Source organism: Enterobacter cloacae complex sp. 2024EL-00227 (genome assembly GCF_043945315.1).
GTDB lineage: Bacteria > Pseudomonadota > Gammaproteobacteria > Enterobacterales > Enterobacteriaceae > Enterobacter > Enterobacter roggenkampii.
The window spans coordinates 36,265-54,532 of the sequence record NZ_JBIMQP010000017.1 but is presented as its reverse complement, the minus strand read 5'-3'; the positions used below and the strand labels follow the sequence as shown (position 1 = coordinate 54,532).

17 protein-coding genes are annotated in these 18,268 nt (G+C 56.6%); 7 read left to right on the top strand and 10 right to left on the bottom strand.

The window, feature by feature from the left end; genetic code table 11:
- Positions 1-9: 9 nt before the first annotated feature.
- The 4 genes from ACHH0Z_RS21865 to ghrB all read left to right on the top strand — a co-directional run bounded on the left by ACHH0Z_RS21865 (position 10) and on the right by ghrB (position 4,100).
- Positions 10-759 carry a sugar phosphate isomerase/epimerase gene (locus ACHH0Z_RS21865; protein ID WP_032623049.1) on the top strand — a complete coding sequence of 250 codons (750 nt, stop codon included), beginning with the start codon at positions 10-12 and terminating at the stop codon, positions 757-759.
- A gap of 3 nt (positions 760-762) precedes the next feature.
- Positions 763-1,701, top strand: a complete 939-nt coding sequence (locus tag ACHH0Z_RS21860) for a sugar kinase (RefSeq protein WP_023294842.1) — start codon at positions 763-765, stop codon at positions 1,699-1,701.
- A gap of 116 nt (positions 1,702-1,817) precedes the next feature.
- Entirely contained in the window at positions 1,818-3,098 is a 1,281-nt protein-coding gene (locus ACHH0Z_RS21855; RefSeq protein WP_021242469.1) for an MFS transporter, read from the top strand.
- 27 nt (positions 3,099-3,125) lie between these two features.
- Positions 3,126-4,100 carry a glyoxylate/hydroxypyruvate reductase GhrB gene (gene ghrB, locus ACHH0Z_RS21850; RefSeq protein ID WP_045409056.1) on the top strand — a complete coding sequence of 325 codons (975 nt, stop codon included), beginning with the start codon at positions 3,126-3,128 and terminating at the stop codon, positions 4,098-4,100.
- Between the two features lie 58 nt (positions 4,101-4,158).
- On the opposite strand, the gene cspA is transcribed toward ghrB, so the two are convergent.
- Positions 4,159-4,371 (bottom strand): RNA chaperone/antiterminator CspA, encoded by a 213-nt coding sequence (gene cspA / locus ACHH0Z_RS21845; RefSeq protein WP_003860775.1) that lies wholly within the window; start codon positions 4,369-4,371, stop codon positions 4,159-4,161.
- Positions 4,372-4,618: 247 nt separating this feature from the next.
- Positions 4,619-5,329 carry a DUF3053 domain-containing protein gene (locus ACHH0Z_RS21840; RefSeq protein WP_008502756.1) on the bottom strand — a complete coding sequence of 237 codons (711 nt, stop codon included), beginning with the start codon at positions 5,327-5,329 and terminating at the stop codon, positions 4,619-4,621.
- Positions 5,330-5,660: 331 nt separating this feature from the next.
- Here ACHH0Z_RS21840 and ACHH0Z_RS21835 point away from each other — a divergent pair, with 331 nt between their 5' ends.
- Entirely contained in the window at positions 5,661-5,948 is a 288-nt protein-coding gene (locus ACHH0Z_RS21835; RefSeq protein ID WP_008502755.1) for an HTH-type transcriptional regulator, read from the top strand.
- Positions 5,949-5,987: 39 nt separating this feature from the next.
- Here the strand turns inward: ACHH0Z_RS21835 and ACHH0Z_RS21830 are convergent, their stop codons facing one another.
- The 4 genes from ACHH0Z_RS21830 to ACHH0Z_RS21815 form a co-directional block, all read right to left on the bottom strand.
- Entirely contained in the window at positions 5,988-7,607 is a 1,620-nt protein-coding gene (locus ACHH0Z_RS21830; RefSeq protein ID WP_045409054.1) for an ABC-F family ATP-binding cassette domain-containing protein, read from the bottom strand.
- 230 nt (positions 7,608-7,837) lie between these two features.
- Positions 7,838-9,907 carry a glycine--tRNA ligase subunit beta gene (gene glyS / locus ACHH0Z_RS21825; protein ID WP_045409052.1) on the bottom strand — a complete coding sequence of 690 codons (2,070 nt, stop codon included), beginning with the start codon at positions 9,905-9,907 and terminating at the stop codon, positions 7,838-7,840.
- Positions 9,908-9,916: 9 nt separating this feature from the next.
- Positions 9,917-10,828, bottom strand: coding sequence for a glycine--tRNA ligase subunit alpha (glyQ, locus tag ACHH0Z_RS21820; protein WP_003860141.1), 912 nt, complete (start codon positions 10,826-10,828; stop codon positions 9,917-9,919).
- A 160-nt stretch (positions 10,829-10,988) separates the two neighbouring features.
- Positions 10,989-11,294 carry a YsaB family lipoprotein gene (locus ACHH0Z_RS21815; RefSeq protein WP_021242465.1) on the bottom strand — a complete coding sequence of 102 codons (306 nt, stop codon included), beginning with the start codon at positions 11,292-11,294 and terminating at the stop codon, positions 10,989-10,991.
- 182 nt (positions 11,295-11,476) lie between these two features.
- Here ACHH0Z_RS21815 and ACHH0Z_RS21810 point away from each other — a divergent pair, with 182 nt between their 5' ends.
- On the top strand, positions 11,477-12,472 hold the full coding sequence (locus ACHH0Z_RS21810; protein ID WP_045409050.1) for an acyltransferase: 996 nt from the start codon (positions 11,477-11,479) through the stop codon (positions 12,470-12,472).
- On the opposite strand, the gene ACHH0Z_RS21805 is transcribed toward ACHH0Z_RS21810, so the two are convergent.
- The 4 genes from ACHH0Z_RS21805 to xylA all read right to left on the bottom strand — a co-directional run bounded on the left by ACHH0Z_RS21805 (position 12,465) and on the right by xylA (position 16,872).
- Complete coding sequence (locus tag ACHH0Z_RS21805) at positions 12,465-13,385, bottom strand: GlxA family transcriptional regulator (protein WP_032675749.1); 921 nt, start codon at positions 13,383-13,385, stop codon at positions 12,465-12,467. The genes ACHH0Z_RS21810 and ACHH0Z_RS21805 overlap by 8 nt on opposite strands.
- Positions 13,385-13,924: an isochorismatase family protein gene (locus ACHH0Z_RS21800; RefSeq protein WP_023326455.1), complete on the bottom strand. Its 540-nt coding sequence runs from the start codon at positions 13,922-13,924 to the stop codon at positions 13,385-13,387. The genes ACHH0Z_RS21805 and ACHH0Z_RS21800 overlap by 1 nt, the downstream gene beginning before the upstream one ends.
- Positions 13,925-14,027: 103 nt before the next feature.
- Positions 14,028-15,482, bottom strand: a complete 1,455-nt coding sequence (xylB, locus tag ACHH0Z_RS21795; RefSeq protein ID WP_045409048.1) for a xylulokinase — start codon at positions 15,480-15,482, stop codon at positions 14,028-14,030.
- 67 nt (positions 15,483-15,549) lie between these two features.
- A complete protein-coding gene (xylA, locus tag ACHH0Z_RS21790) occupies positions 15,550-16,872 on the bottom strand; it encodes a xylose isomerase (RefSeq protein WP_102046728.1) in 1,323 nt (440 codons plus the stop codon).
- Positions 16,873-17,243: 371 nt separating this feature from the next.
- On the opposite strand from xylA, the gene xylF reads away from it, so the two are divergent.
- Positions 17,244-18,236: a D-xylose ABC transporter substrate-binding protein gene (xylF, locus tag ACHH0Z_RS21785; RefSeq protein ID WP_008502746.1), complete on the top strand. Its 993-nt coding sequence runs from the start codon at positions 17,244-17,246 to the stop codon at positions 18,234-18,236.
- Positions 18,237-18,268 lie beyond the last annotated feature (32 nt).

Genomic DNA, 18,268 nt, shown 5'->3' with positions numbered 1-18,268 from the left:
AGTCCGAAGATGGGCAGGAAAATTATGGTGGTCACCGCCGCGTACGGTGCGGAACAGGTGCGACAGGCGGGCGGTCAACGGGCGATGCTCCCCGTTATTGCTGGCGCGGGGGCAGACGGCGTGGAGATCCGCCGGGAACTGTTCAACAGCGAAGAGCTGCTGGCGCTGCCCGCGCTGGGCGAATCCATTGAGCTGCTGGGTCTGCTGGCGTGCTACTCCGCACCCGCCGCCCTGTTTATGCCCGACGGCACCCTCAACCCTGACCTGCCCCGCTATCTTTCTGAAGCCAACACCCTGAACGCACTTTGGCTGAAGGTTTCCCTCGGCCATTTCCGCGACGCGCAACCTCTGGACGCCCTGCGTACGCTGCTGAATACCAGCGGCATGGCGCTGGTCGTGGAGAACGATCAGACCGACTGCGGACAGCTCGCGCCCATGCAGCGCTTCCAGGCCGCCTGTCGGGAAATGGCGCTCCCCGTCACGCTGACCTTCGATATGGGGAACTGGCTGTGGGTGGGCGACTCCCCTGAAGAGGCCGCGCGTCACCTGGCCCCTGCCGTGAGCTATATCCACGTGAAGGCCGCCGTGCCGCATAAAGATAACTTCCGCGCCGTCGCACCGGACCGCGCCGATGCGCGCTGGCTGGATCTGCTGGGCCAGCTGCCTGCCGATGCCCCGCGCGGTATCGAGTTCCCGCTGGAAGGGGCGGATTTAACCGCCGTTACCCGCCATTACGTCAACCTGCTGCGCGAGGAGTAAACCATGCACAAGACGCTGGATGTCATCACGATCGGCGAGGCCATGGCCATGTTTGTCGCCACCGAAACGGGCGAGCTGAGTGCGGTGGAGCACTTTATCAAACGCGTCGCAGGCGCTGAGCTCAACGTCGCGACCGGCCTGGCGCGTCTCGGCCTGAACGTGGGCTGGGTCAGCCGCGTGGGGGATGACAGCTTTGGCCATTTCGTTCTCGATTCGCTGAAAAAAGAGGGGATTGATGCTGCAGGGGTCACCCTCGACGGACGCTTCCCTACCGGCTTTCAGCTTAAATCCAAGGTCGAAAATGGAACCGATCCCATCGTGGAGTATTTCCGCAAAGGCTCGGCTGCAAGCCACCTTTCTGTCGCGGATTACCACGCCGATTACTTTGCCTCCGCACGTCATCTGCACCTGAGCGGCGTAGCCGCGGCACTCTCTGCCAGCTCGTATGAGCTGCTGGATCATGCCGCGACCACCATGAAAGCCCAGGGGAAAACCCTATCGTTCGACCCCAACCTGCGTCCGGTGCTGTGGAAAAGCGAAGCGGAAATGGTGGAGAAACTGAACCGTCTGGCGTTCCGGGCGGACTGGGTTCTGCCAGGCCTGAAAGAAGGGATGATTCTGACCGGCGAAAGCACGCCGGAAGGCATCGCCGACTTCTACCTGAATAAAGGGGTAAAAGCGGTGGTGCTGAAGACCGGTGCCGATGGCGCGTGGTTTAAAACGGCCAACGGCGAGCAGGGCGCGGTCGCGGCAGTGAAGGTCGAGAACGTCGTCGACACCGTCGGCGCAGGTGACGGCTTTGCCGTGGGCGTGATTAGCGCCCTGCTGGAAGGTAAAACGCTGCCGCAGGCCGTCGCGCGAGGCAACAAGATTGGCTCGCTGGCCATTCAGGTGCAGGGCGACAGCGAAGGATTACCAACGCGAGCACAGCTCGGCGTTTAAATTCCCTCTCCCTGTGGGAGAGGGCCAGGGTGAGGCAGCAAGCCGCACCAGATAATTAAGCCACCGTGTACCCTACAGACAACGGCGGTAACAACCTCAACAACAGAGGCAAGCCTATGAACAGTTCGACCAATGCAGTAAAACGCTGGTGGTACATCATGCCAATCGTGTTTATCACGTACAGCCTGGCGTACCTTGACCGTGCCAACTTCAGCTTCGCGTCCGCCGCAGGGATCACCGAGGACCTCGGGATCACCAAAGGGATCTCCTCCCTGCTGGGTGCCCTTTTCTTCCTGGGCTACTTCTTCTTCCAGATCCCCGGCGCGATCTATGCGGAACGCCGCAGCGTGCGTAAGCTGATCTTCATCTGTCTGATCCTGTGGGGCGCCTGCGCGTCGCTGACCGGCATGGTGAACAATATTCCTGCCCTGGCCGCCATTCGCTTTATCCTCGGCGTGGTTGAGGCGGCGGTTATGCCCGCGATGCTGATCTACATCAGCAACTGGTTCACCAAATCTGAGCGCTCGCGCGCGAATACCTTCCTGATCCTCGGTAACCCGGTCACGGTACTGTGGATGTCGGTGGTGTCCGGCTACCTGATCCAGGCCTTCGGCTGGCGCGAGATGTTTATCATTGAAGGGGTGCCGGCAATTATCTGGGCCTTCTGCTGGTGGGTGCTGGTGAAAGATAAACCAGCCCAGGCGAAATGGCTTTCCGAAGACGAAAAAGCGGCGCTGCAGGCGCAGCTGGACAAAGAACAGCAAGGCCTGAAGGCGGTGCGTAACTATGGTGAAGCCTTCCGCTCGCGTAACGTGATCCTGCTCTGCGCGCAGTACTTTACCTGGAGCATTGGCGTGTACGGCTTTGTGCTGTGGCTGCCGTCCATTATCCGCAGCGGCGGTGAAAACCTCGGCATGGTCGAAGTAGGCTGGCTGTCATCCGTACCGTATCTGGCGGCAACCATCGCGATGATTATCGTTTCCTGGGCGTCGGACAAGCTGCAGAACCGCAAGCTGTTTGTCTGGCCGCTGCTGCTGATTGCCGCCTTCGCCTTTATTGGCTCCTGGGCCGTGGGCGCAAACCACTTCTGGGTCTCTTATACGCTGCTGGTGGTTGCCGGTGCGGCCATGTACGCCCCTTACGGACCGTTCTTTGCCATCATCCCCGAGATGCTGCCGCGTAACGTGGCGGGGGGTGCGATGGCGCTGATTAACAGTATGGGTGCGCTGGGTTCGTTCTGCGGCTCCTGGTTCGTCGGTTACCTGAACGGTGCCACCGGCAGCCCATCCGCATCGTACATCTTTATGGGGGTGGCGCTTTTCGCCTCGGTATGGCTTACTCTGATTGTTAAGCCTGCTAATAATCAACAACACCCTGTCGGCGCTCGCCACGCCTGAATCCTTAAAAAATCAACGGAGATTAGCATGAAGCCGTCCGTCATTTTGTATAAAACCCTGCCGGAAGATCTGCAGAAACGCCTTGAAGAGCACTTCACCGTCACGCAGGTGAAGAACCTGCGCCCGGAAACCGTGGCACAGCACGCCGACGCGTTCGCGAGCGCGGAAGGCCTGCTGGGTTCAAGCGAAAAAGTGGATGTCGCCCTGCTGGAGAAAATGCCGAAGCTTCGTGCTACCTCAACCGTTTCCGTGGGTTACGACAACTTCGACGTGGATGCGCTTAACGCCCGCAAGATCCTGCTGATGCATACCCCGCATGCTCTGACGGAAACCGTGGCCGATACGCTGATGGCGCTCATGCTCACCACGGCCCGTCGCGTGGTGGAAGTGGCTGAGCGCGTCAAAGCGGGCGAATGGACAAAAAGCATTGGTCCGGACTGGTTCGGTGTGGATGTTCACGGCAAAACGCTGGGCATTGTCGGTATGGGGCGTATCGGGCTGGCGCTGGCGCAGCGCGCGCATTTTGGTTTTAACATGCCGATTCTGTATAACGCGCGTCGCCATCACAGTGAAGCCGAAGAACGCTTCAACGCCCGTTACTGCGAGCTGGATGCCCTGCTGCAGGAAGCCGATTTTGTCTGCCTGGTGCTGCCGCTGACGGATGAAACCCGTCATCTGATCGGTAAAGAGGCGTTTGAAAAAATGAAGGCATCTGCCATTTTCATCAACGCGGGTCGTGGCCCGGTGGTGGATGAGAAGGCGCTGATTGAGGCTCTGAAAAACGGTGAGATCCATGCAGCAGGTCTGGACGTGTTTGAGCAGGAGCCGCTGCCGGTGGATTCGCCACTGCTTTCGCTGCCTAACGTGGTTGCCCTGCCCCACATCGGCTCAGCTACCCATGAGACGCGCTACAACATGGCGGCCACCGCGGTCGATAACCTTATTGCCGCCCTTAGCGGAAAGGTGGAGAGAAACTGCGTGAACCCGCAGGTGCAACGGTAGAAACGAAAAAACCCGCCAGAAGGCGGGTTTTTAAATTCTTTGCTACTGGGTTGGAAGCTTACAGGCTTACAACGTTACCAGCTGCTGGGCCTTTAGCGCCGCTTTCGATGGTGAAGGACACTTTCTGACCTTCGTCCAGAGATTTGTAGCCATCGTTCTGGATAGCAGAGAAGTGTACGAACACGTCTTTAGAGCCATCGTCAGGAGTGATGAAGCCGAAACCTTTATCAGCGTTGAACCATTTTACCAGACCAGTCATTTTAGCAGACATAGAAATTACCTTATTAACAAATATATTGTGCCTTCCGGCTTGATGGATTGCGTTACAGATTTTTAAGCGATGAAGGAAGGGTCACTACGAAGGGTATCTATGGATAACAATCTGGACTGCTTTACTAAACTGCTTTAGGTCTGTGTAACAAACCGACGGGAATAGTTATACCGATGTGGTAGAGGAATGACAAGCGTTATTTTCGCAACGCATAAAAAAACCCCGCCAGAAGCGGGGTTTTTTCGGTTTATTCTGTGGCAGCGACTGCGGCACTCCAGGCCTGGCTGAAGGCCTGATGCTGAGAGGCCAGCGGCCCAATCAGCGTATTGTACTGGCTTGCCTGCTGGGAGGTCGGGAACTGAATACCGTTGGCAACAAAGCTCACCTGCGTATTCTGCTGGGCAATAAAGTCACCCACCTGGACCAGCTGCTGCGTGAAGATTTGCGCGGCCGGAATCAACGGCTGCAGTGCTTCTGACGGTTTGGTCACCACTTTCTCATACACTTTGTCGAAGACCGGTTTGAGATCGTCGCCCTGCTTCAGCGCAGAACGTGACGCGTCAGCCTGCATTTTCGCATTCTGCAGCTGCTGGCTCAGCACGCCAAGCGCACCGTTGGACTGACGCAATGGTTCACGCTGCGTCATGTAATCCTGTGGAACGCGGATGGCGTTCACGCTATCCACTACCGGGCGGATACCGGAATCCATCGCCTGGCTCACCTGCTGTGAATAACCATAAAGAATGGCGTAATCGGACACAAAGGGGCCAAACTGCTTTTTCTGATCCGCAGTCAGCGTTGGCAACCGCTCGCCGCTGCGCATCACTGTATTCTGCAGAAAATCGATAAACGCTTTGCGCTGATCGCCTTCTTTATCAAAACACCCACTCAGGCTAACAACCATCAACAACGCCGCAATAGGCGCAAACCAGCGAGAGCAGGACTTTCCTGTCGCCATTTTATTACTCCTTTCACCCAAAAAAGCGCACACCGGCACACGCGTGCCCGACGCTGACAAGGATAGTCCAGGTCAGCCTTGCAAGATACTCTTTTCATGCAAAACGGCTATTGCCGATTTATTTCTTACCATTTACAAAAAAATACCTGGCGAAGCCGACATATGACTAATCAGGGAATTAGCATAACTCTCCATATTGCTGAATCGGATACAGCGATCGTTACCGCACGATTAATCACACCCGTGACGATCCTGGGTTGGTATTAGGGACTATTCTTAACTGGCTCTCTGATGTTCTTGATCACGATGTGAGATTTAAGAGGAGTCCTCAATGGAATATAAAGATCCTGAGTTTGAGCTGCTGAGCAGCCTGGAACAGATCATTTTTAAAGATGTACCGCAGACGATTACCCTGCAACAAAAATCCAATCCCTTTACAGAATATGAGCAATTGCGCAAAGGGACAGGACTGAAAACCGAAGAATTCGCCAGAGCGATGGGTGTCAGCGTGGCTATGGTGCAGGAGTGGGAGTCAAAACGTGAGAAACCCACCCCAACCGAGTTACGGCTGATGCGCCTGATTCAGGCCAACCCTGCACTCAGCAAGCAGATCGCGTAGTGAAGATTGAATGCCCCCGCCTTTGCGGGGGCTTGTGTTTTACAGGCTATCACAACGCCAACCTGCCTCTTCCCACACCAGCTCATGCGTTAACGTTAAGCCGCTTAAAAACGCCTCATCGTGTGATACCACCAGCAGTGCCCCAGGGAAACCGGCCAGCGCCGCTTCAATGGCCTGGACTGAAGCCAGATCCAGATGGTTGGTCGGTTCATCCAGCAGCAGAAGCTGCGTGGCCTCCGCGCGCCACAGCACGCAGGCCAGGGCAGCCTTAAGACGCTCACCGCCGCTGAGCGCCGCCAATGGGAGCATCACTTTGTCAGCCCCCAGTTGAAGCTGCGCTAAACGGGTTCGCAATACCCCCTCTTCCAGAGGGGTATGACTCAAATTGAGATGCGTCATGACCGACTGCGAGAGATCGAGACGGGAGAGATGCTGGTCGAGATAAGCGCAGCTGACGGACACTTTACAGCTACCCGAACGGGGGGCAACCTCGCCGAGGAGGGTTTTTAACAGCGTCGACTTCCCGCAGCCGTTCGGTCCCTTTAACGCCACGCGCATCGGTCCGTCCATCCGCCAGTTGAGCGGAGGAACAGGTACATGCGGCAGCACCAGATCCTCCAGCACCAGCACCTGCTTCCCCTCCGGGATCTGACTTCCCGGCAGAGTGAACATGACCGGGTTATCGTCTTCAACCCGCTCACGCGCCTTGTTTACCGCGGCGTTCAGCGCTTCGTTTTGCTCGCTGTGCTGTTTTTTCCAGGTGCCGATACGTTCCTTTGCCGCGCCTTTATATTTGACCCGCTCGAACGATGCGATATTCAGGGTATCGACGGTGCGTAACGTCTTTGCCGACCGCCGCTGGCTGTCATCATGCTCTTTTTGCATGCGCGCGCGGGTGCGTTTGCGCTCGGTTGCCGCATGTTCCAGCGCCGCGCGGGCAGCCTGCTGTTCGGCATCGCGCTGGGCTTGATAATCCGCATAATTTCCGCCGTAGCTGCGCAGACCCGAGGCGCTCAGCTCAAGAATACGCGGCACCTGCTCCAGAAGTTCGCGGTCATGCGAGGCCACCAGCACGCCGCCCTGATACCGACTCAACTGGTCGTAGAACCACGCCCGGCCTTGTCGATCCAGATGGTTAGTCGGTTCGTCCAGCAGAAGAAAGTCCGCGCCCGCCGTAAACGCCCCGCACAGCAGGGCGCGGATGCGCTCGCCGCCGCTGAGTTCTATGGCGGGCTTATCAGGCTCAAACGGTGGGAGCGTCGCATTGATAAACGCTTCGCTCAGACGTTCGGCTATATCCCAGTAGCCGTCGAGCAACGCCAGATCGTCAGGCTGGTAATCGCCGCTGTCAATGCGCTTTCGCGCAGTAAAAATCGCGTCATACCCGAGAAGTTCAGCCAGCGTCGTCTGCGAAGAAATAACATGCTGCTGCGCCACCCAGGCATGCGAGCCAAAGCGTTCAATATGACCGGTAGCCGGTTCGTCCAGCCCCGCCAGCAAGCGCAGCAGACGCGTTTTTCCGCTGCCGTTGCGGCCAACCAGCGCGCACAGGGAGGGTTCCAGCGTGAGATTCAGCGGACCAAAAAGGGTATCGCCCGTCGGAAACTGACAGGTGACCTGATGCAAAATAAAAGAAGGGGACTGCGCAAAATGAGCCATAAGCACTCCTGAATGAAATCAAAACATCCCCTGCCGACGCGGTGGCGTTTTAGCAAGGATCGAAATTCATCAGTCGTGTTTGTTCATTTTTGGGGGGCACTCCAGCGCGAGAAAGTTAACGGGGATAAGGATAGCGGTAATGTGTTGACCATTTCAAGGTTAAATTTTCAGCAACACATTATAAAAAAACCCGCCGAAGCGGGTTTTTAGCATTTGTCACAACGGGCATATTACTGCAGCAGCGAAATATCCGCCACGCGCAGGAACAGCTCACGCAGTTTCTCGAGCATAGAGAGACGGTTAATACGCAGCTCTTTATCTTCTACGTTTACCATCACTTTCTCGAAGAAGGCGTCGATGACGTCACGCAACTCGGCCAGCTCCACCAGCGCTTCCTGGTAGCGACCTTCCGCGAAGACCGGCTCGAGCTTGTCGCGCAGCACCACAACCTGCATCGCCAGGGCAATCTCTTCCGGCTCTTTCAGCGTCGCGGCGTTTACGCGCTCGTTCAGCGTCTCGTCGGACTTCGCCAGGATGTTGGAGACACGCTTGTTGGCCGCCGCCAGAGCAGATGCCGCTTCCAGCGTACGGAAGTGGGAAACCGCCTTCATACGCGCATCGAAATCAGCCGGACGGGTCGGACGACGCGCCAGCACCGCCTGAATGGTGTCGACGGTGTAACCTTCATCCTGATACCAGGCGCGGAAACGACCGAGCATAAAGTCGATCACGTCATCCACCACGTTGGCGTTGGTCAGCTTGTTGCCGTACAGACGCACCGCTTCTTCGGTCAGGGTCTGCAGATCCAGGTTCAGGTTCTTCTCAACGATGATACGCAGCACGCCGAGCGCAGCACGACGCAGCGCAAACGGGTCTTTGTCGCCTTTCGGATGCTGGCCGATACCGAAGATACCCGCCAGGGTGTCCATCTTATCGGCAATTGCGACAGCACAAGCTACCGGGTTGGACGGCAGTTCGTCACCCGCAAAGCGCGGCTGATACTGCTCGTTCAGGGCAACCGCCACGTCTTCCGCTTCGCCATCGTGACGCGCGTAGTGCATGCCCATCACGCCCTGGGTGTCGGTAAATTCGAACACCATGTTGGTCATCAGGTCACACTTGGAGAGCAGGCCTGCGCGGGTCGCGTGGTTAACGTCGGCACCGATTTCACGAGCGATCCAGCCGGACAGCTCCGCAATACGGTCGGTCTTGTCGCGCAGCGTACCCAGCTGCTGCTGGAACAGTACGGTCTGCAGGCGTGGAAGATGATCTTCCAGACGCTTTTTACGGTCAGTGTTGAAGAAGAACTCGGCATCCGCCAGACGTGGGCGCACGACCTTCTCGTTACCGGAGATAATCTGGCTCGGATCTTTCGATTCGATGTTCGCCACGAAAATGAAGTTTGGCAGCAGCTTGCCGTCGTTGGCATAGACCGGGAAGTACTTCTGGTCACCCTTCATGGTGTACACCAGCGCTTCAGCCGGAACGGCCAGGAATTTCTCTTCGAACTTCGCGGTCAGCACAACCGGCCATTCCACCAGCGAGGTCACTTCTTCCAGCAGGCTGTCGCTCAGATCGGCTTTACCGCCAATCTTACGCGCCGCGTCTTCCGCGTCCGCTTTAATTTTGGCTTTACGCTGTTCGTAGTCGGCAATCACTTTACCGCGCTCCAGCAGGATCTGCGGGTACTGGTCGGCATTGTCGATGGTGAACTCTGGCTCGCCCATAAAGCGGTGGCCGCGGATCACGCGATCGGACGCCACGCCGAGAATGGTCGCCGGGATAACGGTGTCGCCCAGCAGCAGGGTCACGGTGTGTACCGGACGCACGAAGTGAACGTCAGACGCGCCCCAGCGCATCAGCTTAGGAATCGGCAGCTTCGCCAGAGAAGTGGCGATCATGTTTGGCAGCAGCGCTTCCGCGCTTTCGCCTTTCACGTGGGCACGATACAGCAGCCATTCGCCTTTATCGGTGGTCAGACGCTCGGCCTGATCGACGGTGATGCCGCAGCCGCGCGCCCAGCCTTCCGCCGCTTTGCTCGGCTTGCCTTCCGCGTCAAACGCCTGGGCAATCGCCGGGCCACGTTTTTCGACTTCGCGATCCGGCTGAGACGCCGCCAGGTTTGCCACTTTCAGCGCCAGACGACGCGGAGCAGCAAACCACTCAATTTTACCGTGCGCCAGGCCAGCGTTATCCAGCTCGGCAGTCACGTTCGCAGCAAAAGATTCAGCCAGGCTGCGCAGGGCTTTTGGTGGCAGCTCTTCGGTGCCAATTTCCACCAGGAAAGTTTTCTCAGACATGGCCGCCTCTTATTTGTTTCGGTTGCACATCGGGAAGCCAAGGGCTTCACGGGACGCATAGTAAGCTTCTGCAACGGCTTTGGTCAGGGTACGAATACGCAGAATGTAGCGCTGACGTTCAGTCACGGAGATCGCTTTGCGGGCGTCCAGCAGGTTGAAGCTGTGGGCGGCCTTCAGAATACGCTCGTAGGCAGGCAGCGGCAGCGGAGTCTCCAGCGCCAGCAGCTGCTGCGCTTCTTTCTCATACTGCTCGAAGCAGGTGAACAGGAAGTCCACGTCCGCGTATTCGAAGTTATAGGTGGATTGCTCCACTTCGTTCTGATGGAACACGTCGCCGTAGGTGGTTTTACCCAGCGGGCCGTCGCTCCAGACCAGGTCGTAAACGCTGTCTACGCCCTGAATGTACATCGCCAGACGTTCCAGACCGTAGGTGATCTCACCGGTGATCGGCTTACATTCCAGACCGCCAACCTGCTGGAAGTAAGTGAACTGGGTCACTTCCATGCCGTTCAGCCACACTTCCCAACCCAGACCCCAGGCACCCAGCGTTGGGTTTTCCCAGTTATCTTCCACGAAACGAATGTCGTGAATGGTCGGATCCATACCCAGCTCTTTCAGCGACCCGAGGTACAGTTCCTGAATGTTGTCGGGTGATGGCTTAATCACCACCTGGAACTGATAGTAATGCTGCAGACGGTTCGGGTTCTCACCGTAACGACCATCGGTCGGACGACGGGAAGGCTGCACATACGCGGTCGCCATTGGCTCTGGCCCCAACGCGCGCAGGCTGGTCATCGGGTGTGAAGTGCCGGCGCCGACTTCCATGTCCAAAGGTTGAACAATGGTACAGCCCTGACGAGCCCAGTAATCCTGTAAGGTCAGGATCAGGCCCTGGAAGGTCTTGGTATCAAACTTTTGCATAGTATTTCGTGCTGGATACGTGTGGTTTTAAATGGAAGGGACCAGTATACCCGCTGGCTGCAAGATATACAGTACGAAACGGGGTTGTTTAGGGAAAATTGGGAAATAAGCATTCACGCCAGGGCGCTGCCGGCGTCTGGCTGTTGATTATGCGAGCAGGCTAGCGCATGGAGAGGTGTAAAAACTGGCCGTCCGCATCAAACGAGCAGACAAAGCCTTCTTTACGCGCCGTATAGCCCTTGAGCTCATAGCTGCCCTGAAAGCGCTCAAACCCGGTGACGTTGATTTTCTGCACGTCCGAGTTATAGCGGCGTGCGGCCTGGTCCTTGCAGAGTGACTCCATATTCAGTGAACGTTCCGGGCTCATTTTGCCCTGCTGGGCTTTTTGCACTGGTGCTTCTTGTGGCGCACTGCATCCTGCCAGCATGAAAAGCAGAATGAGTGATGCCACACGCTTCATCATCATTTTTATTACCGTCCTGGTCAGTGGCTGTTATTTTTAGTATCAACACGTTTATAGATTATGGTCAGCCATTCTGCGAATCTCGCGGTCTCCCGGCAAGCCTGCAAATAAAACTCAGAATTTTCCAAACGAAGACTTTTGGACAATGGGAGTCACATTCACTTTACAGGGAATACGAGGAACTGATGCCGTCAAAAATTAACTGGATTGATAACCTGCGAGGAATAGCGTGTCTGATGGTGGTCATGATCCACACGACGACCTGGTACGTCACGAACGCCCACAGCATCAGCCCCGTTAACTGGGATATCGCCAATATTCTCAACTCTGCGTCGCGCGTCAGCGTGCCGCTGTTCTTCATGATTTCCGGCTTTCTCTTTTTTGGTGAACGCAGCGCGCAGCCAAGGCACTTCATCCGCATCGCGGCCTGCCTGGGGTTCTACAGCGCCGTTGCCCTGCTCTATATCACCCTGTTCACCTCCATTAACGCCGGGTTATCCCTCAAATATTTGCTGCAAAAGCCGGTGTTCTACCACCTGTGGTTCTTCTTCGCCATTATCGTGATCTATCTGGCCTCTCCGCTCATTCAGGTGAAAAACGTTAGCGGGAAAATGCTTCTGGCCCTGATGGTGGTGATTGGCATTGTCGCCAACCCGAATACGGTCTCGCAGAAAATCGACGGATTTGAGTGGCTGCCGGTGAACCTCTATATCAACGGCGATACCTTCTATTACGTGCTTTACGGCATGCTGGGGCGCGCCATCGGGATGATGGACACGCAAAAACGCGGTCTGAACTGGCTCTGCGGGGCACTGTTTATCGCCGGCGTGGCGGTGATTTCACGCGGGACGCTGCATGAGCTTCAATGGCGCGGTAATTTTGCCGATACCTGGTATCTCTACTGCGGCCCGATGGTCTTTATCTGTGCCGTATCGCTGCTCACGCTCGTTAAAAACACCCTGAATGCACGTCCCCTTCCCGTACTGAGCGTCATTTCACGACACTCTCTCGGGATTTACGGTTTTCACGCGCTGGTGATCCACGCGCTTCGGACAAGAGGGGTTGAACTAAAAACCTGGCCGGTGCTGGATATCATCTGGATTTTTGCCGCGACCCTGGCGATCAGCCTGCTGCTGTCGATGCTGCTGCAAAAAATAGACGTTCGCCGCTTCGTCAGCTAACGCTTCGCTGCCGCGCGCGATGGTACTGGCGCGGGGAGGAAAACCCTGCCGCCAGGGAAGCCTGCTCCACGCCGCGCCCCTGCAATAGCCACTGTTCCGCCACCGCCAGACGCAGCTGCTCCAGATAATCGCGGACACTAATGCCTAAATGAGTCTGGAAAAGCCGGGTAAGATGGCGCGGGCTGACGTGCGCCAGCGCGGCGATATCAGGCAAGCTCCACGCTTTTTGCGGCTCGGCGGTGAGCGCATCCTGCGCCCGATGAATCGCCGGATGAAGATGATTGCGGTAGCGTAGCCACGGGGAGAGCTGGGGATCGTCACCAGAACGGCGGAACCAGACCACCATCTCGCGCGCCACATTCAGCGCCTTTTCGGGGCCGCACAGGCGGTTAATCATATGCAGCGCCAGGTCGATGCCCGACGTGATCCCCGCGCTGGTCCAGATGTTTTCGTCCTGCACAAAGATGCGGTTTTCTTTAATCGTCGCCGTAGGGGCCGCGGTGCGTAAACGGCTGATAACGTCATGGTGAGTTGTGCACTGTTTGTTATTCAGCAGGCCCGATTTCGCCGCCAGCAACGCTCCTGAACAGACGCACATCACGGTGATTTCCTGGCGCTGGATCTGCGGCTGCCGGCGCATCAGCCAGTGCTGAATCTGCTGCGCCTGCGGGGTGGAGAACTGAAAGCGGGAGTCGCTTACCCCCGGCAGGACCAGCAAGCTGCCCGGAGACAGGCTTTCCGGCAACGGCTGGATGCCGCTCATCGTCAGACCTATCGACGTCGGAACCTCCGGCTGCGGGCCAATGTAATGCAGACGAAACGCGTCGCCTGCCAGCACAAAGGTTTCTGCCGGGCCGGTCATGTCTAATGACAGCACCCCGGGCAACATCACGAACCAGACGTCGATGGGCATTACAGTGACTCCAGCGTCTCCGCTACCGTTTTAATGTCGGCAAAACGCCCGGACAGTACCGTTTCGGTACGGTGGCGAATGTCCGCTGCGCTAAGGGTAATGCCCCTGTACGTCATGGGGAACGTCAGCGTTGCCTCGCTCACAAAGGTCACAGCATAACCCAGATCGGATGCCACCCGGGCGGTGGTTTCACAGCATTGCTCCGTGCGAATGCCGCAGATAATCACACTATTGATATCACGCTCGCGCAGCCAGCGATCGAGCCCGGTATCCGTGAAGGCATTATGGACGTGTTTCTGGAAAACCACATCCGGCTGATGACGCAAAAAGGCCATCGGTTTGACATAGCCGCTTTCCAGCGTAAATGGGCCGTCTTCATCCACATGAAAAATATCAACGACCGGAATACCGCGCGCCTGGCAGCCTTCAATCAGCCCCAGCATCGCCTGCTGAAAAGCGGGAATGTCATCCTCCTGCCAGTAATTGCGGTGATGGAAGGACTGCTGAGTATCAATGTTGATGAGTGCAATGCGTGACATGATGGTTCTCCTCGCCAGTGGGTGTGACACCATACTGGCAAGGAAAGGAAGGCACGCACAGACCAAAAAAGGACATCCTCGTGCCTCTCCCGGACAAGCGAATTTACGTCATCAGCGGCAGCAGCTGCTGGTAGATTTTGCGGAACACGTCGCGCCTTTCCGCGTAGCGCGCATGGCGCGCCGCGTCAGGCAAATGTGCCTGTTCAAGCGTAAGCTGCGGCAGCAGTTGTGAAAGCGGTTTTTCCGGGTTCATAGCAATCTGCGCCAGACGCGCGGCGCCGAGCGCGGGGCCAACATCGCCACCGGTGCGGAAATCCAGCTGCAACCCGCTGATGTCCGACAGCATTTGTCGCCAGTAAGGGCTTCGCGCACCGCCGCCAATCAGGGTGACGCTTGCGGGTTTCAGGCCGCAGTCGTGAACCACGTCCATTCCGTCAGCCAGCGCATATCCGACGCCTTCGAGAACCGCACGCGCCAGTTCTGCCGGACCATGCTGATGGGTTAAGCCAAAGAACACCCCTTTCGCTTCCGGGTTGTTATGTGGCGTACGCTCGCCGGACAGATACGGTAAAAACCAGACGGTACCGGCATTTTCATCCGCCTGCTGTGCTGCGGCAATCAACGCAGGAACATCGGCCATCCCGGTCAGCTTCGCCGCCCAGTCCAGGCACGACGCTGCACTCAGCATCACCGACATCAAATGCCATTTTCCTGGCAGCGCATGACAGAAACTGTGCACCGCGCTTTCGGGATTGCTGCGATAGCCGTCGCTGACGGCAAAATAGACGCCAGAGGTTCCCAGCGACAGCATCGCCTGACCTGCCTCAACCATGCCGACGCCCACGGCCCCTGCGGCATTGTCACCGCCCCCGGCAACCACCGACACGGCAGACATATTCCAGCGTTCCGCAACGTCTGGCAGCAGTGTGCCTGTTACCTCGCTACCTTCGAACAGGGCGGGCATGTGTTCACGGGTCAGATGGCAGGCATCCAGCATCGCCTCGCTCCAGTCGCGTTTCGCCACGTCGAGCCACATCGTGCCGGCGGCATCAGACATGTCGGAGGCGAAATCGCCCGTCATGCGAAAACGCAGATAGTCTTTCGGCAGCAGGACTTTCGCCACCTGCCGGAAAATCTCCGGCTCGTGTCGCTGCACCCACAGAAGCTTAGGCGCGGTAAAGCCGGGCATCATCAGGTTGCCGGTAATCGCGCGGGAAGTGGGTACGCGTCCCTCAAGAAGCGCACACTCTTCTGCACAGCGGCCATCGTTCCAGAGAATGGCGGGTCGCAACACGCGATGCTCGCTGTCCAGCAAGGTTGCACCGTGCATTTGCCCGGCAATCCCCAGCGCTTTCACGTCGCGCAGGCTGTGCTGCTCGCCTAAGGCTTTGATTGCACGATCCGTTGCCTGCCACCACTGCTCCGGGTCCTGTTCCGACCACAGCGGATGCGGACGTGAAACCTGCAGCTTTTCAGTCTGCGTTGCTAACACGTCGCCCTGCTCGCTTAACAGGATGGCTTTCACACCCGATGTGCCCAGATCGATCCCGATATACATATAGTGGATTCCTTAAGTGAAAATGCCCGGTGGCGCTGCGCTTACCGGGCCTACAAGCTGGATGCTGTTATTTATCGAACAGGTAGTGATTGACCAGATTTTCCAGCAGCTCCTGGTGCCCGCTCTGGTGCTGCGGCGCCAGCTGATGGTGTTCAGCGTACTTCGCGATCTCCGCAAGCGATAACTGACCTTTCAAAATTTGCTGGCCCAGCTCACTGTTCCAGCCGCTGTAGCGCTTCGCCACGCGTTTATCGAGCTCGCCGTCTTCAATCATACGTGCCGCTACCTTCAGCGCCAGCGCCATGGTGTCCATCGCGCCAATGTGGCCGTAGAACAGATCGTATTTGTCGGTGCTCTGGCGACGCACCTTGGCGTCAAAGTTCAGGCCGCCGGTAGTAAAGCCGCCCGCTTTGATGATCTCATACATCACCAGCGCATTCTCTTCCACGCTGTTCGGGAACTGGTCGGTATCCCAGCCCAGCTGCGGGTCGCCGCGGTTCGCATCGACAGAGCCGAAGATGCCCAGCGCAATCGCCGACGCGATCTCGTGGTGGAAAGAGTGGCCCGCCAGCGTGGCGTGGTTGGCTTCAATGTTCACTTTGATCTCTTTTTCCAGACCGAACTGCTTCAGGAAGCCATACACCGTCGCCACGTCGTAGTCATACTGGTGCTTCGTCGGTTCCTGCGGTTTTGGCTCAATCAACAGCGTGCCGCGGAAGCCGATTTTGTGCTTGTGGTCGACAACCATCTGCATAAAGCGGCCAATCTGCTCGCGCTCCTGACGCAGGTCGGTGTTGAGCAGGGTTTCATAGCCTTCACGGCCTCCCCACAGGACATAGTTTTCGCCGCCCAGCTGATGCGTGGCATTCATTGCCGTCACCACCTGCGTGGCCGCCCAGCTAAACACTTCCGGATCCGGGTTGGTTGCCGCACCTGCGCCGTAGCGTGGGTTAGTGAAGCAGTTTGCCGTGCCCCACAGCAGCTTCACGCCGCTTTCCTGCTGTTTTGCCGCCAGTACATCCACCATCTGCGCAAAGTTGTTCAGGTACTCTTTCAGCGACGCCCCTTCCGGCGACACGTCAACATCATGGAAGCAGTAGTACGGCACGTTCAGCTTGTGGAAGAACTCAAACGCCACATCGGCTTTGCGCTTTGCTAGCTCGATGGCCTCACCCGGCTGCTGCCACGGGCGGTCAAAGGAGCCCACGCCGAACATATCGGCGCCGTTCCAGCAGAAGGTATGCCAGTAACAGGCGGCAAAGCGCAGATGATCTTCCATGCGCTTACCCAGCACCAGCTCATCCGGGTTGTAGTGACGAAATGCTAAAGGATTGGTCGTTTTCGGGCCTTCGTAACGAACACGATCGAGTTGGTCGAAATAAGCTTGCATATTGAGCTCCATAATCAGGGTATGCGGCGAGTCGTTGATACAGGAGTAATAGTGAATAGACATTTTGGGTTGCTCAATTACGTTATTTCACACTGCTATTGAGAGAATGCACAACTGTGCGCTGGCTCGCAAAATAATGCGCAGGCAAACTATTTTTCGGCGCAGATTCCAGAATCAAATGTAATTAAGACGTTACGTATTTTAAAATCCGATCGCGGTCATAAATTCAGAAATAAACCAAATATCATAATGAGAAGATAAAAATCTGTAATTGCCAGCCTGCCTTTCCGCGTTAAAAATTTGCTGCGTCCCAGCAGTGAATGTTTCTTTTATCTCAGCAACACATACCCCTACAAAAAGGCCTAATAATTATGAAGATAAAGAACCTGACCCTAACGCTCTGCACTACGCTCCTCCTTGCAAGCTTTGCAGGGCATGCCAAGGAGGTCAAAATTGGCATGGCGATTGACGACCTGCGTCTGGAGCGCTGGCAAAAAGATCGCGATATTTTTGTGAAAAAAGCGGAATCACTCGGCGCAAACGTGTTTGTCCAGTCGGCTAACGGCAACGAAGAAACACAAATGTCGCAGATCGAGAATATGATTAACCGCGGCGTCGATGTGCTGGTCATTATCCCCTATAACGGCCAGGTATTAAGTAACGTAGTGAAAGAAGCCAAACAAGAAGGCATAAAAGTGCTGGCCTATGACCGCATGATTAATAATGCGGACATTGATTATTATATTTCGTTCGACAATGAAAAAGTCGGCGAATTACAGGCACAAAGCCTGATCGACAAAGTGCCTCAGGGCAATTATTTCCTGATGGGCGGTTCGCCGGTAGATAACAACGCCAAGCTGTTCCGCGAAGGGCAAATGAAGGTCCTTAAGCCGTACATCGACAACGGGAAAATAAAAGTGGTTGGCGATCAGTGGGCTGACGGATGGTTACCCGAAAACGCCCTGAAGATTATGGAAAACGCGCTGACGGCCAACAACAACAAAATTGACGCGGTTGTGGCCTCCAACGATGCCACCGCAGGCGGTGCGATTCAGGCCCTGAGCGCCCAGGGGCTGGCGGGTAAAGTCGCCATTTCAGGGCAAGATGCCGATCTGGCTGGCGTAAAACGTATTATCGCCGGCACCCAAACCATGACGGTCTACAAACCGATTACCGAGTTGGCCAATACGGCGGCGGAAATCGCCGTGGAACTGGGCAACGGTAAGCAACCAAAAGCAGACGCCACGCTGAATAACGGGCTGAAAGACGTTCCGGCTCGCCTGCTCACCCCTATTGAAGTCAATAAAGAGAACATTGACGCCACCGTCATTAAGGACGGTTTCCACAAGAAGAGCGAACTGTAATCCGGCGCGGCCCCTGCTCTGCGGGGGCGCAT

Coding starts and splice junctions, on each gene's coding strand:
- glyS (WP_045409052.1), bottom strand. CDS start 9,907: ATGTCTGAGAAAACTTTCCTGGTGGAAATTGGCACCGAAGAGCTGCCA.
- cspA (WP_003860775.1), bottom strand. CDS start 4,371: ATGTCTGCTAAAATGACTGGTCTGGTAAAATGGTTCAACGCTGATAAA.
- ACHH0Z_RS21800 (WP_023326455.1), bottom strand. CDS start 13,924: ATGTCACGCATTGCACTCATCAACATTGATACTCAGCAGTCCTTCCAT.
- ACHH0Z_RS21810 (WP_045409050.1), top strand. CDS start 11,477: ATGCCGTCAAAAATTAACTGGATTGATAACCTGCGAGGAATAGCGTGT.
- ACHH0Z_RS21805 (WP_032675749.1), bottom strand. CDS start 13,385: ATGCCCATCGACGTCTGGTTCGTGATGTTGCCCGGGGTGCTGTCATTA.
- ACHH0Z_RS21815 (WP_021242465.1), bottom strand. CDS start 11,294: ATGATGATGAAGCGTGTGGCATCACTCATTCTGCTTTTCATGCTGGCA.
- glyQ (WP_003860141.1), bottom strand. CDS start 10,828: ATGCAAAAGTTTGATACCAAGACCTTCCAGGGCCTGATCCTGACCTTA.
- xylB (WP_045409048.1), bottom strand. CDS start 15,482: ATGTATATCGGGATCGATCTGGGCACATCGGGTGTGAAAGCCATCCTG.
- ACHH0Z_RS21840 (WP_008502756.1), bottom strand. CDS start 5,329: ATGGCGACAGGAAAGTCCTGCTCTCGCTGGTTTGCGCCTATTGCGGCG.
- ACHH0Z_RS21830 (WP_045409054.1), bottom strand. CDS start 7,607: ATGGCTCATTTTGCGCAGTCCCCTTCTTTTATTTTGCATCAGGTCACC.
- ACHH0Z_RS21835 (WP_008502755.1), top strand. CDS start 5,661: ATGGAATATAAAGATCCTGAGTTTGAGCTGCTGAGCAGCCTGGAACAG.
- xylF (WP_008502746.1), top strand. CDS start 17,244: ATGAAGATAAAGAACCTGACCCTAACGCTCTGCACTACGCTCCTCCTT.
- ghrB (WP_045409056.1), top strand. CDS start 3,126: ATGAAGCCGTCCGTCATTTTGTATAAAACCCTGCCGGAAGATCTGCAG.
- ACHH0Z_RS21860 (WP_023294842.1), top strand. CDS start 763: ATGCACAAGACGCTGGATGTCATCACGATCGGCGAGGCCATGGCCATG.
- xylA (WP_102046728.1), bottom strand. CDS start 16,872: ATGCAAGCTTATTTCGACCAACTCGATCGTGTTCGTTACGAAGGCCCG.
- ACHH0Z_RS21855 (WP_021242469.1), top strand. CDS start 1,818: ATGAACAGTTCGACCAATGCAGTAAAACGCTGGTGGTACATCATGCCA.
- ACHH0Z_RS21865 (WP_032623049.1), top strand. CDS start 10: ATGGGCAGGAAAATTATGGTGGTCACCGCCGCGTACGGTGCGGAACAG.